Below are 13,063 nucleotides of genomic sequence, written 5' to 3' on the forward strand. Positions count from 1 at the left end.
TTATCGACGCCGAAAGGAGCTGATCGCAGTGGGACTGCAAGAAGTGTGGTTCGGCATCATCGGGATGCTGTTCCTGGGGTTCTTCATCCTCGAGGGCTTCGACTTCGGCGTGGGCATGTTGATGGAGCCGTTCGCGCGCGCGGGCATCGGTGAGGCCGAGCCGTTGCGGCGCACGGCGCTCAACACCATCGGCCCGGTCTGGGATGGCAACGAGGTGTGGCTGATCGTCGGCGGTGCGGCGATGTTCGCCGCCTTTCCCGGTTGGTACGCCACCGTGTTCTCGACGCTGTACCTGCCGTTGCTGGCGATCCTGTTCGGCATGATCGTGCGTGCCGTGGCGATCGAGTGGCGCGGCAAGATCGACGACACAAAATGGCGCGGCTGGGCGGATTTCGGCATCGCTGCCGGCTCGTGGCTGCCGGCCGTCTTGTGGGGTGTCGCGTTCGCCGTCCTGGTCCGCGGGCTTCCGGTGGACGCCGCGGGCCACATTCACCTGTCGGTCGCCGACGTGCTGCACCCGTATACGGTGTTGGGCGGCTTGGCGACCGCCGGTCTGTTCTTGCTGTACGGAGCGGTGTTCGTCGCGTTGAAGACGTCCGGCGCCATCCGTGAGGACGCCCACCGGTTCGCCGTGTGGCTCTCGCTGCCGGTGACCGGACTGGTTGCGGGCTTTGGACTTTGGACGCAACTGGCGTACGGCAAAGACTGGACCTGGGCGGTGCTGGCCGCCGCGGTGGTCGCGCAGGTGGCCGCGGTGCTGCTGGTGTGGCGGCGGGCCTCCGACGGCTGGGCGTTCACGTGCGTCGCGCTGGTCGTCGCGGCCGTGGTGATCCTGTTGTTCGGCTCGCTGTATCCGAACCTGGTGCCCTCGACCTTGAACAGGCAGTGGAGTCTCACCATCTACAACGCGTCGTCGACGCACTACACGCTCAAGGTCATGACGTGGGTGACCGCCTTCATGGCGCCGCTGACGGTGGTGTACCAGGCATGGACGTACTGGGTGTTCCGGCAACGGATCTCGGCCGAGCGGATACCCGCACCCATCGGTCTGGCAAGGCGCCCGTCCTGAGCGGTAACGACCGCGCGAGCCGGGCGCCACTGGACCCGAGACTGTGGCGGGCATCGGCGGCGCTGCGCCGCTATCTGGTCGCCGCGGTGGGTTGCGGGGTGCTGATCTCCGGCTGCGCGATCGGCTCGGCGATCGTGTTGGCGCGCATCGTCGCACGCGTCGTCGACGATCCCCCCGCGCGCGGCCTGCACGCCTGGTGGGGTCCGCTCTCACTCCTGTTGGCGCTGTGGGTAATTCGCGCGATAGGGCATTGGTTTCAGGCCCGGTTGGGGCAGCGGGGGGCCAGCGCCGTCATCGCCGACCTGTCCGGCCGGGTGCTCGATGCGGTGACCGCCAGGCAGCCCGGTGAGCTCGCGGCGCAACGCGACGCCGCCGCGGTGGTGGTCACCCGCGGACTCGACGGCCTGCGGCCCTACCTCACCGGATACCTGCCGACGTTGCTGCTCGCCGCGATCCTGACGCCGGCCACCGTCGCCGTGATCGCGGCCTACGACCTGAAATCGACGGCGATCGTGGCGATCACGCTGCCGCTGATACCGGTCTTCATGGTGCTGATCGGGCTGGCGACCCGGGACCGCTCGTCGGCCGCCCTGACCGCGATGACCACCCTGCAGGCGCGGCTGCTGGACCTGATCGCCGGGATCCCCACCCTGCGGGCGTTGGGACGCGGCGCGGGCCCCGAACAGCGCATCGCCGAACTCGCCGCCGCGCACCGCCGCTCGGCCATGGCGACGCTGCGGATCGCCTTCCTGTCGGCTCTGGTGCTGGAATTGCTGGCCACCCTGGGGGTGGCGCTGATCGCCGTCGGAATCGGGCTCCGCCTGGTGTTCGGCGAGATGACCCTGACCACGGGGTTGACGGTGCTGTTGCTGGCGCCGGACGTGTACTGGCCGCTACGCCGCATCGGCGTGGAGTTCCATGCCGCTCAAGACGGGAGGGCCGCGGCCGGTGCGGCGTTCGCCCTCATCGGCGAGCACACCCCGGCCAAGGGCGGCACCCGGACGGTGACCGCGCGCGGCGCGCCGATCCGCCTCGAACGTCTCACCGTCGCCGGCCGCGACGGTCGGGCGCCGTGGGAACTGAACGCGGTGATCGAGCCCGGCGCCGTGACCGTGCTGACCGGGCGCAACGGTGCCGGGAAAAGCACCACGCTGCAGGCGATCGCCGGCATCACCGTGGCCTCGTCGGGCCGGGTCACCGTCGCCGGGGTCGATGTCGCGGATCTCGAGCCGGCCCGGTGGTGGGCTCAGCTGTCCTGGCTGCCCCAACGCCCGGTGCTCGTGCCCGGCACCGTCGATGACAACCTGGCGCTGCTCGGAGAGCTCGAGGACCGCGAAACCGCCTGTGCGGTATCCGGATTCGACGCCGTGTTGGCCGAGCTTCCCGAGGGGGGCGACACCGTGCTGGGGCGCGGCGGCGTCGGGCTTTCTTTGGGACAGCGGCAACGGCTGGGTCTCGCGCGGGCCCTCGAATCGACGGCCGACGTGCTGTTGCTCGACGAGCCGACCGCGCACCTGGACGCGCGCACCGAGGAACGGGTCTTGCGGGCCATCGCGGCGCGGGCGCGCGCCGGTGCGACCGTGATCGTGGTCGGGCACCGCGAGCCGGTTTTGGCCATCGGCGATCGGGTCGTCGAGGTGATCGCCGACCGTGGGGTGCGCTATGCCCCGGCCTGATTCGGCGGCGACTCGCCCTGAACCCCTATTTGCCGCCGCGGCGCTGCTGCGGCCCCGGTTGCCGCGCGTGCTGGCCGCGATCACGCTCGGGGTGCTCTCGCTGGGCAGCGCGCTGGCGCTGGCCGGTGTTGCGGCGTGGCTGATCACCCGCGCCTGGCAAATGCCGCCCGTGCTCGACCTCTCGGTCGCCGCGGTCGCGGTGCGCCTGTTCGCGATCTCGCGGGCCGTGCTGCATTACTGCGAGCGCCTGGTCACCCACGACACGGCCCTGCGCGCCGCCGGCACCGCCCGGGTGCAGGTCTATCAGCGGCTGGCGCGTGGGCCCGCGGCGGCCGCCGTCCGGCTGCACAGCGGTGAGCTGGTGTCCCGGGTGGGCGCCGACGTCGACGAGCTGGCGAACGTCTTGGTGCGCGCCCTGGTTCCGATCGGCGTCGCGGCGGTGCTGGCGCTCGCGGCCACCGCGGTCGTCGCCGCCATTTCGCCGGCGGCGGCCGTCGTGCTCGCCATCTGCCTGCTCATCGCCGGTTTCGTCGCTCCCCGACTCGCCGCGCGGGCCGCCGCGACCCAGGAGCAGATCGCGCGGCAGCAGCATTCCGAGCGCGACACCTCGGCGCTCGTCGCGCTCGAACACGCGCCCGAGCTTCGCGTCGCCGGCCTGCTCCCCGGCGTCATCGCCGAATCGCGACGCCGGCACCGCGCCTGGGGTGACGCCCTGGACACCGCGGCCAAACCGGCCGCCATTGCCGAGGCGATGACCACGGCGGCCGTCGGGGCCAGCGTGCTGGGTGCGGTGGTGGCCGGGATCGGGTTGGCACCCGCGGTCGCGCCCACCACGCTCGCCGTGCTGATGTTGCTGCCGCTGTCCGCCTTCGAGGCGATGACGCCGCTTCCGGCGGCGGCCGTGCAGCTGACCCGGTCGCGGATCGCCGCGCGGCGGTTGCTCGAGTTGGCGGCCGAGGGCCCGCGCGAGACCGTCGACGCCACGCAGACGACACCGAGGCCGGTCGGCACCTGCCGGTTGTCCGCGGACGTGCGTTCGGGTCACAGCGCGGCAGGCTCGATCCGCGTCGCGCTGGACCTGCCCCCGGGCGCGCGGTTGGCGGTGACCGGCGCCAGCGGCTCGGGGAAGACGACGCTGCTGATGACGCTCGCCGGGTTGCTGCCGCCGCGCGAAGGGCAGGTGCTGCTCGACGGCGTCGCCGCGACTCGGTTCGACGAAGCCGATTTGCGCTGCGCCATCGGCTTTTTCGCGGAGGACGCGCACATTTTCGCCACCACGATCCGGGACAACCTGCTGGTCGCCCGCGGCGACCGCCGCGACGACGAACTCACCGCGGCCCTGGGCGCCGTCGGGCTGGGCGGGTGGCTCGCCGGCTTGCCCGAGGGCTTGGCCACGGTGTTGATCGGTGGCGCGCAATCCCTTTCGGCGGGCCAGCGCCGGCGGCTGCTGCTGGCCAGGGCGGTCCTCTCGCCCGCGCGGATCGTGCTGCTCGACGAACCCACCGAACACCTCGACGTCACCGACGCCGAGAAGGTCCTGCGCGACCTGTTGGCCCCGGATTCCCGGCTGCTGTCCCCCGAGCGCACCGTGGTGGTGGCCACTCACCACCTGCCCAAGGGAATTGGCTGCGACGAGCTGCGCGTCGATCACAAAGCCTGAACTAACGCGTGTTCGACGGGCAGCGGTCAGCTGGCCGGGCGCTGCCGATGGGCGTCCGGGTGCTCGTCATACCAGCGGTTCTCGAGCTTGCGGACCCGCCCGCGTTCGACCTTGAGCCACACCAACCCGACCGTGATCGCCGCGATCGCGATCGCGCCGCCGATCAGGCTCCGGCCCTCGTGGCCGGTGCCGAGGGCGACGAGGCACCGAAAGACGGCGATCACCCCCACCAGCATGAACAGGTAGCCCGGCCAGCTCATCACGTCGATCAGCGACTCACCCGCATGCGGCCTGGTCGTCCTCGCATGGTCGATGGGGTCGCGAAACGTGTCACCCATGACAAAGCGCCTTTCCCCGTGTGTCCACCGCGGTATCCGGGGGTGCCTACCTCTTCAACGGTAGCGACGAAGGGTGAGAATGTGCTGTCGGGTAACTGGACGGCCGCTGCCAATCAGGCTGTCCCCCATGGCCGGCGGCACGCTCAGAGGTGTCGGCGGCGTGGCATGAACTCCAGCGACAGCAGCACGAACAGTAGCGGGACGATCTGTGTCATGGAGATCAGCGCGTAGCGCCGCGCGTCGAGCGCGTGCCACTTGCGCACGTACCGGTATAACGACTCGAGCGCGATCAGCGGGTCGAGGATGTGGATCAGCCGGTAGAACACGCGCTGGGTCCAGCCGCGGTTCTTGTCGTCGAATATCTCGGGGAAAGCGGCGAATGCGAGCGAAACCCGCTGTGCCCCATTGTCTTTGCCGGCCATGATCATGTCGACGCTGAGCCGCTCGTCGAGTCCGTTGGGGGCGCCGCGGCGTCGCCACGGGACGTCGAGGGTGATGTCGCTGCCGCCGCCGGCCGTGGCGTATCGGTGAAAGGCCTGCACCTTGCCGGTGGCGTCCCTGGCGATGATCAGCTGTATCCCCGGGAAACGGCCTTCCAGGACGCCGTCGAGATTCATGTGGAATCCGCGGTCGGCGCGAGCCCCCTTGGACGATTCCCGCACCACCTCGGTCAGCTCGGCCAGCAACGTGTGGTCGAGCTCCTGCTCGGCCACGATTTCGGTTGTGACACCGCAGTTATGGGTGCGCTTGACCGCCTGACGCAGGTTGCGGAACCTGCGGCCCACCATGTCGAAGCCCGACACGTCGACAACGACGTCGCGCCCAATCGGTATGGCCCGCAACGTTTGTCCCAGGACGGCCGGGTCGGTCCAGAGTTCGCGCCGCCGCTCGCCGCACCCCACCACCGCGATGCGCCATCCGTGGGCATGACAGGTGGCGGCGAAATCGGCCACCAGTTCGCCGAAACGCTTCTCCTCGCCGATGGGGTCGCCGCTCACCACGGCGATTCCCATCCGCGTCCGGTAGGCCAGCGCCGCGGAGCCGTCGGCGGTGAAGTGGTAGCTCTTGCCGGTCTGCATCGTGAACGGCGCCAACGCGTCATCGCGGGTCACCTTGATCAATTCCCACACGCGCGGCAGGTCGGCGGGCCGCGGGTGTGAGGTCATCGGCCACATCAACACCAGGCCCGAGCTGGCGATCACGACGTCACCGAGCAGATCGAAGGACAGCACGTGCATGCCCAGCCCCGCCAGCACGAAAAACGCGGCCGCAATGGCGTGCATCGTCGTCACCGGGCGGCCCAGGAAGACGCCGCGCGCGATCCACGCCACCGCGACCAGGACCGTCAACGACCAGGCCAACCGGTCGGCGAAATGCCAGTTGGGTTGGCTGTGGTGGCGGGCGAGTATCTCGATGAGCCAGCACGCCGCGCACAGCAGCGCCAGGGCGCCGATCAGCCGGGCCGCCCGCGAATCGGCCGAAACGACAACACGTTCGCGCACGCGAGGTCGTGCTGTGACGTCCACCACCGGCCCGTTCACACTCACCTCCCGATGCGCTGACAACAGCTGGGCGGCATGTCTGCCGCCTCTGCACCGAATACCCGGCTACGTCAAAGCTACGCCCGATCAGGGCCCATCCGGGAGAGATTCGGGCGGATATCCTGCAGCTATTGGGTAACGGTTTATCGGGCAGAAGACGGAAAGTACTTCAGCACGCCCTCCTGCACCACCGTGGCGAGCGGCTGCCCGGACCGGTCGAAGAAGTGCCCGGTGCCCAGGCCGCGCGAATCCGCGGCCACGGGCGACGACGTCGAGTACAACACCCAGTCGTTGAAGTTGACCTGCCGGTGAAACCAGATGGAATGGTTGGCAGACGCGGCGAAGATGCGGTCGAAGCCCCAGGAGAGGCCGTGCGTGGTGATGACCGAGTCGAGCACCGTGGTGTCCGAGGAGTACACCATTGTCGCCGTGTGCAATACCGGGTCCTCGGGAACCTCGCCCAGTGCCTTGACCCAGACCCGGTTGTGGGGCAGCCGGTCCCCCTTCGTCCGCATCACCCACGCCGGGTCATTGGTGTAGCGCCACTCGATGGGCTGCAGGGCGTTGACGAAGTGCGGGACCGTCTCCTCGTACCCGCGCAACAGCTCGCCGATCGTGGGTTGGGTGTGCGGTTCGGCGACCTGCGGCGGCTCGATGCCGTGCTCGAGGCCCCGGCCGCCGGCCATGTAGGAGACCATGGCCGAGCACAGCAACGTGCCGTCTTGCGTCGCGTCGACGCGCCGGTTGGCGAACCGCCGCTCGTCGCGCAGCCGGGTCACGCGGTATTCGATGTCCTTGCCGGTGTCGCCACCGTTGATGAAGTGCACCGAGAGCGCGCTCGGCGGCAGGTCGCCGCGAACCAGGCTTCGGCTGGCCGCGACGAACGCTTGCGACATGAGCTGACCGCCGAACGTTCGCATCGGATTCTTGCTGGGATGCGAGCCGATGAACAGGTCATCATCGAGACGATCGAGGTCGAGTGTCGCCAGCAGTTCCTGGAAATCAGAATCGGTGCTGATGGCGGCCTCTCCTTCGGGTCCGGGCGTTAGACGTCGTCCTCCCCGATCCGGTGCACGTGGATCAGGTTGGTCGACCCTACTGTGCCAGGTGGCGCGCCGGCGACGATGACCACCAGGTCGCCGCGCTTGTAGCGGCCGAGTTCGAGCAGCGACTTGTCGACCTGGCGGATCATGCCGTCCGTGGAGGTCATCATCGGGACGATGAACGTTTCGGTGCCCCAGGTCATGGCGAGCTGGCTGCGCACCTCGGGCCAGGCGGTGAAGGCCAGCAGCGGCAGCGGGGTGTGCAGGCGCGCGAGCCGCTTGACCGTGTCGCCGGATTGGGTGAAGGCGACCAGGGCTTTGGCGTCGAGCCGCTCGCCGATGTCGCGGGCCGCATAGGAGATCACGCCGCGTTTGGTGCGCGGCACGTGGGTCAGCGGCGGCGCGGCGGTGGAATTGTCCTCGACCGCGCAGATGATGCGCGACATGGTCCGCACGGCAGCCATCGGATACTTACCCACCGACGTCTCCCCGGACAGCATCACCGCGTCGGCGCCGTCGAGGACGGCGTTGGCGACGTCGGAGGCCTCGGCGCGGGTCGGGCGTGAGTTCTCGATCATGGAATCGAGCATCTGGGTGGCCACGATGACGGGTTTCGCGTTCTCCCGGGCCATCTGGATGGCCCGCTTCTGCACCAGCGGAACCTCTTCCAGTGGCAGCTCGACGCCGAGGTCGCCGCGGGCCACCATGATGGCGTCGAAGGCAAGCACGATGGCTTCCAGATTGTCGACGGCTTCGGGCTTTTCCAGCTTGGCGATCACCGGAACCCGCCGCCCGACCCGGTCCATCACCTCGTGCACCAGCTCGACGTCGGCCGGCGAGCGCACGAAGGACAGGGCGACCAGGTCGACGCCGAGGTCCAGGGCGAACGTGAGGTCCTCGATGTCCTTCTCCGACAAGGCCGGTGCCGACACGTTCATGCCCGGCAACGAGATTCCCTTGTTGTTGCTGACCGGGCCGCCCTCGACGACCGTGCAGATGACGTCGTCGCCCTCGATGCCGTCGACCACCAGGCAGACCTTGCCGTCGTCGACCAGCACCCGGTCACCGACGGCGGCGTCCTCGGCCAGTTTCTTGTAGGTGGTCGACACCCGGTCGTGGCTGCCCTCGACGTCGGCGACGGTGATCCGGACGGTCTCACCGTCGGCCCAGTAGGTTGGGCCGGTCGCGAAGCGTCCCAGCCTGATCTTGGGGCCCTGCAAATCGGCGAGCACGCCGACGGCGCGGCCGGTGGCGTCGGAGGCCACCCGGACCCGTTCGTAGGCGGCTTTGTGATCGGCATAATCACCGTGGCTGAAGTTCAACCGGGCGACGTCCATTCCCGCCTCAACCAGCGCCAAGATCAACTCGTCCGAATTGGTCGCAGGCCCAAGGGTGCAGACGATCTTCCCGCGTCTACTCACGCCGACCCAGCATAGTCGCGTGTGACCCCCGGGGCGTGCACATAACGCCGCCGGGGCAGTGTGCTTTTACCCACCAAGAACGGTCGGAATCAACGGGAAGGCGGGCAAGTTACGCGCAACCGTCCAAACGGCCGTCGCGACGATGACGGTCAGCAACACCGGTCGTGACAGCGGCGATGCGCCGCGCGCGCGGCGAACCACCAGCCACGCGGCCAGCATCGGGATTGCGACCAGCACGAAAACGTTGTCGTGGAGGGCGGCCGCCAGGTCACCGTGCACCACGTCATACGTCATCCGCAGCCCGCCGCAAAACGGGCAATTCCAGCCGGTGAGCCACCTGAACGGACACGGCGGATAGATCGACGCGGGATTGTGCGGGTCGGCCAGCGCGACATAGCCGAGCGCGCCGCCCAGCGCGAGGCCGGTCGCGGCCCCGACGTAGCGGAGATGATGACGCAGACCGTGCGCACCGGCGTGCGCGGGTGGCAGGGCGGGCCTCGCGTTGGTCACAGTGCTTCCAGCATGCCAGATGCACCGCGCCCCGACGTCATGAGCGGGTGGTCAGCGGCCCGACAGTCGGTTCCGCAGACGCGAGCCCCATCGCCGCCGGGTTTCCGGTTGATCCGAAATCTTTTCGGCGACGGGCTCTTCCGTAGTGGCTTCTGCGCTTTCGGCTTCCGGTTCCTCGTCTTCCGCCTCGTCGGCGGGTTCCGGTTGCGGCGCTTCGGCTTCCGCCTCGGATTCCGGCTCGTCGAGCTCGAGCTCTTCGGCCTCGGATTCCTCCGCCTCGGCCTCATCGGCCACCGCCTCGGCCTCCGGCTCGTCCGCGTCGCCCTCGGATCCTTCGGCTACCGCCTCGTCGGCTTCCGCTTGCGGCGCTTCGACTTCCGTCGCGACCTCCGGCTCGTCAAGCTCGAGCTCTTCGGCCTCGGATTCCTCCGCCTCGGCCTCGGATTGCTCCGCCTCGGCCTCCGGCTCTCCCGCGTCGCCTGCGGATTCTTCGGCTACCACCTCGTCGGCTTCCGCCTCGTCGGCCGCTTCCCCTTGCGGCGCTTCAGCTTCCGCGGCGGCCTCCGCCTCGTCGAGCTCGACCTCCTCGGCCTCGGATTCCTCCGCCTCGGCCTCGGATTCCTCCGCCTCGGCCTCATCGGCCACCGCCTCGGCCTCCGGCTCTTCGGCTTGTGCCGCGTCGGCGACGGCCGCGGTCCCCACCGCGGATTCGGTCGGCACGTCGTCGTCACCGCCACCCGCCGCGGCCGTCGCACCCGCCGCACCCGCCGTCGCCGCAACGGTCGCCGGCTCCAGTTCGGCGGATTCCTCAACGTATTGGTTTCCGCGCAGGCTCTCGGGATCTTCGCGGCCCCTGGGCGCCGCCATGATGTACACCACGGCCCCGATGAACACGAAAGTCGATGTGAACGAATTGATCCGGATGCCGGCGATGTGGGTGGCGGTGTCGTCGCGCAGCAGCTCGACACAGAAGCGGCCCACGCAATAGCCGGCCACATAGAGCGCGAACAGCCGGCCATGTCCCAGCGTGAATCGCCGGTCCGCATAGATCAGCACGGCGAAAATCAGCAGGTTCCACAGCAATTCGTAGAGGAACGTCGGTTGCACGACGAGTGCCACCTGCCCGGTGGAGATCCCGTCCAGCGAATGCGGGTCGATGTATCCCGAGGGGTCCCGGCGGTAGAAGATCTCCAGCCCCCACGGCAGCGTGGTCTCGCGGCCATAGAGTTCCTGGTTGAAGTAGTTCCCGAGCCGACCGATGGCCTGCGCCAGAATGATTCCCGGGGCGATCGCGTCGGCGAAGGCCGGCAGCGGAATGCCGTGCCGGCGGCAGCCGATCCAGGCGCCCACACCCCCGAGCGCCACCGCACCCCAGATGCCCAGTCCGCCGTCCCAGATCCGGATCGCCGCCCCGAGCCCGGCTCCGCCCGGGCCCCAATAGGTTCGCCAGTCGGTGGCCAGGTGGTAGAGCCGACCACCGATCAACCCGAACGGCACGGTCCACAGCGCGATGTCGTAGATCACCCCACGTTCACCGCCGCGCGCCTCCCAGCGCCGGTCGCCGATCAGCAGGGCGGCCACGATGCCGGCGATGATGAACAGGGCATAGGCCCGGATGGGCAGCGGCCCGACGTGCCAGACGCCCTGCGCCGGACTCGGAAAATAGGCGAGCAACTTCGTCACGACGCGGCCGCCCTTTGACGTACACCGGCGGCGAGTTCCTCAGTGAGTGCGCGCAATGCGGTCAAACCCCCGTCCCCCAGCGCCGACACCAGCGCGGAACCGACAATGACACCGTCGGCGTAGCCGCCGATCTGGGCGGCTTGCTCACCCGACCGCACCCCCAGCCCGACACCGACGGGGATGTCCGATATCTCCTTGACCCTGCCCACCAATTCGGGCGCGGCATTGGACACCACGTCGCGTGCTCCCGTGACGCCCATCGTCGACGCCGCGTAGACAAATCCGCGGGACGCCTCGACCGTCATCGCCAAGCGCTGCGGCGTCGAGGAGGGCGCCACCAGAAATATCCGGTCCAACCGATGCTCCTCGGACGCCGCCAACCACTGCCCGGCTTCGTCGGGGATGAGGTCCGGAGTGATCAGGCCGTACCCGCCGGCCGATGCCAGGTCGCGGGCGAAGGCGTCAATTCCGTAGCGCAACACGGGGTTCCAGTAGGTCATCACCACGGCGTGGCCCCCGGCGGCGCTGATCGCCTCGACCGCGGCCAGGGTGTCGCGGACGCGCACTCCCCCGTGCAGCGCGGCCTCGGTGGCCTTGGCGATGGTCGGGCCGTCCATGCCGGGATCCGAATAGGGCACCCCGACCTCGACGATGTCGCAACCGGATTCGACCAGGGCGACCATCGCGTGCACGGACGTCGTCACATCCGGGTACCCGGTGGGCAGATAGCCGATCAGCGCGGCGCGACCGTCGTCGCGGCACACGTCGAAGATCGGCCCGAGCCTGCTGGCCTCGCTCTGCTTCACGGTCATCGGTCGCTGGATCCCAACAGCCCGAACCACTGCGCGGCCGTCTCGACGTCCTTGTCCCCGCGGCCGGACAGGTTCACCACGATGATCGCGGCCTTCCCCAATTCGGGGGCCACCTTCAGGGCCCCGGCCACCGCGTGCGCGGATTCGATGGCGGGGATGATCCCCTCGGTGCGGCACAGGGTGCGGAATGCCTCCATCGCTTCGGAGTCGGTGATGGGCCGGTACTCGGCGCGTCCGCTCTCGCGCAGCCACGCGTGTTCCGGACCCACCCCCGGGTAGTCGAGACCCGCTGAGATGGAATGGGATTCGATGGTCTGCCCGTCGGAGTCCTGCAGCAGGTAGGAGAACGATCCCTGGAACGCCCCGGGGGAACCGCCGCTGAAGGTCGCGGCGTGCCTTCCGGTTTCGACGCCGTCGCCGGCCGCCTCGAAGCCGATCAGCCGCACGCCGGGATCGTCGATGAACGGGTGGAAGATGCCGATGGCGTTCGATCCGCCACCGATGCAGGCCAGCACCGCGTCGGGCAGCCGGCCCGCCTGCGCCTGGATCTGGGCGCGCGCCTCGAGGCCGATGATGCGCTGAAAGTCGCGCACCATGGCGGGAAAGGGATGGGGCCCCGCCGCCGTGCCGAAGCAGTAGAAGGTGTTGTCGGCATTGGTAACCCAATCCCGGAACGCTTCATTGATGGCGTCCTTGAGCGTCCTCGAACCGCTCTGGACCGAGACGACCGTGGCTCCCAGCAAGCGCATCCGGGCCACGTTGAGCGCCTGGCGTTCGGTGTCGACGGCGCCCATGTAGATCACACACTCCAGGCCGAGCAGGGCGCACGCGGTGGCGGTCGCCACGCCGTGCTGACCGGCCCCGGTCTCGGCGATCACCCGCTTCTTGCCCATCCGCTGAGCGAGCAGCGCCTGGCCGAGCACGTTGTTGATCTTGTGAGAACCGGTGTGGTTCAGGTCTTCTCGCTTGAGGAAGATGCGGGCGCCGGCCTGCTCGGACAGCCGCGGCGCCTCATACAGCGGTGACGGCCGCCCCGCGTAATGCGCCTGCAGATAGTCCAGCGTGTCCAGGAAATCCTGGTTGACGCGCTCCTTCTCGTAGGCCGCGGTGACCTCTTCGATCACGGCCATCAACGCCTCGGCGACGTAGCGGCCGCCGTACACACCGAAATGGCCACCCGCATCGGGTTCGTGGCGGGTGGGTTCGGCGATGGCTGCGCTCGGAAGCGGAAGGTCCGGGCGGGACAGATCCACCATCACCAAGGCTCTACGCGGGGATGGCTCATGGGGTTCAACGTTACAGCGAAGGGG

11 protein-coding genes are annotated in these 13,063 nt (G+C 69.1%); 3 read left to right on the forward strand and 8 right to left on the reverse strand.

Going from position 1 to position 13,063, the window contains the following annotated elements:
- Nucleotides 1-28 precede the first annotated feature (28 nt).
- From cydB to cydC, 3 genes are all read left to right on the forward strand, one after another.
- Nucleotides 29-1,069: a cytochrome d ubiquinol oxidase subunit II gene (gene cydB / locus W7S_RS14840; protein WP_014711909.1), complete on the forward strand. Its 1,041-nt coding sequence runs from the start codon at nt 29-31 to the stop codon at nt 1,067-1,069.
- 62 nt (nt 1,070-1,131) lie between these two features.
- On the forward strand, nt 1,132-2,745 hold the full coding sequence (gene cydD / locus W7S_RS14845; protein WP_081490163.1) for a thiol reductant ABC exporter subunit CydD: 1,614 nt from the start codon (nt 1,132-1,134) through the stop codon (nt 2,743-2,745).
- Nucleotides 2,732-4,405: a thiol reductant ABC exporter subunit CydC gene (gene cydC, locus W7S_RS14850; RefSeq protein WP_014711911.1), complete on the forward strand. Its 1,674-nt coding sequence runs from the start codon at nt 2,732-2,734 to the stop codon at nt 4,403-4,405. Before cydD ends, cydC begins: the two co-directional genes overlap by 14 nt.
- A 26-nt stretch (nt 4,406-4,431) precedes the next feature.
- Here the strand turns inward: cydC and usfY are convergent, their stop codons facing one another.
- The 8 genes from usfY to trpB all read right to left on the reverse strand — a co-directional run bounded on the left by usfY (nt 4,432) and on the right by trpB (nt 13,012).
- Nucleotides 4,432-4,743: a protein UsfY gene (gene usfY / locus W7S_RS14855; RefSeq protein WP_014385114.1), complete on the reverse strand. Its 312-nt coding sequence runs from the start codon at nt 4,741-4,743 to the stop codon at nt 4,432-4,434.
- A gap of 143 nt (nt 4,744-4,886) precedes the next feature.
- Nucleotides 4,887-6,284 (reverse strand): bifunctional lysylphosphatidylglycerol flippase/synthetase MprF, encoded by a 1,398-nt coding sequence (locus W7S_RS14860; RefSeq protein ID WP_036455977.1) that lies wholly within the window; start codon nt 6,282-6,284, stop codon nt 4,887-4,889.
- Nucleotides 6,285-6,427: 143 nt separating this feature from the next.
- Entirely contained in the window at nt 6,428-7,273 is an 846-nt protein-coding gene (locus tag W7S_RS14865) for an acyl-CoA thioesterase II (protein WP_238535854.1), read from the reverse strand.
- Between the two features lie 56 nt (nt 7,274-7,329).
- Nucleotides 7,330-8,748, reverse strand: a complete 1,419-nt coding sequence (pyk, locus tag W7S_RS14870) for a pyruvate kinase (protein ID WP_014711914.1) — start codon at nt 8,746-8,748, stop codon at nt 7,330-7,332.
- A gap of 66 nt (nt 8,749-8,814) precedes the next feature.
- Nucleotides 8,815-9,258, reverse strand: coding sequence for a DUF2752 domain-containing protein (locus W7S_RS14875; protein WP_014711915.1), 444 nt, complete (start codon nt 9,256-9,258; stop codon nt 8,815-8,817).
- Nucleotides 9,259-9,309: 51 nt separating this feature from the next.
- On the reverse strand, nt 9,310-10,941 hold the full coding sequence (locus tag W7S_RS14880; RefSeq protein WP_008257752.1) for a prolipoprotein diacylglyceryl transferase: 1,632 nt from the start codon (nt 10,939-10,941) through the stop codon (nt 9,310-9,312).
- Nucleotides 10,938-11,753 (reverse strand): tryptophan synthase subunit alpha, encoded by an 816-nt coding sequence (gene trpA / locus W7S_RS14885; RefSeq protein ID WP_008257755.1) that lies wholly within the window; start codon nt 11,751-11,753, stop codon nt 10,938-10,940. The genes W7S_RS14880 and trpA overlap by 4 nt, the downstream gene beginning before the upstream one ends.
- Complete coding sequence (trpB, locus tag W7S_RS14890; RefSeq protein WP_176476830.1) at nt 11,750-13,012, reverse strand: tryptophan synthase subunit beta; 1,263 nt, start codon at nt 13,010-13,012, stop codon at nt 11,750-11,752. The genes trpA and trpB overlap by 4 nt, the downstream gene beginning before the upstream one ends.
- Nucleotides 13,013-13,063: the final 51 nt, after the last annotated feature.

This window comes from Mycobacterium sp. MOTT36Y (assembly GCF_000262165.1).
In the GTDB taxonomy this organism is placed as follows: Bacteria; Actinomycetota; Actinomycetes; order Mycobacteriales; family Mycobacteriaceae; genus Mycobacterium; species Mycobacterium intracellulare.

Excerpts from the sequence above, each read along its gene's own strand:
- usfY (WP_014385114.1), bottom strand. The coding sequence starts at position 4,743 with ATGGGTGACACGTTTCGCGACCCCATCGACCATGCGAGGACGACCAGG.
- cydC (WP_014711911.1), top strand. The coding sequence starts at position 2,732 with ATGCCCCGGCCTGATTCGGCGGCGACTCGCCCTGAACCCCTATTTGCC.
- trpA (WP_008257755.1), bottom strand. The coding sequence starts at position 11,753 with ATGACCGTGAAGCAGAGCGAGGCCAGCAGGCTCGGGCCGATCTTCGAC.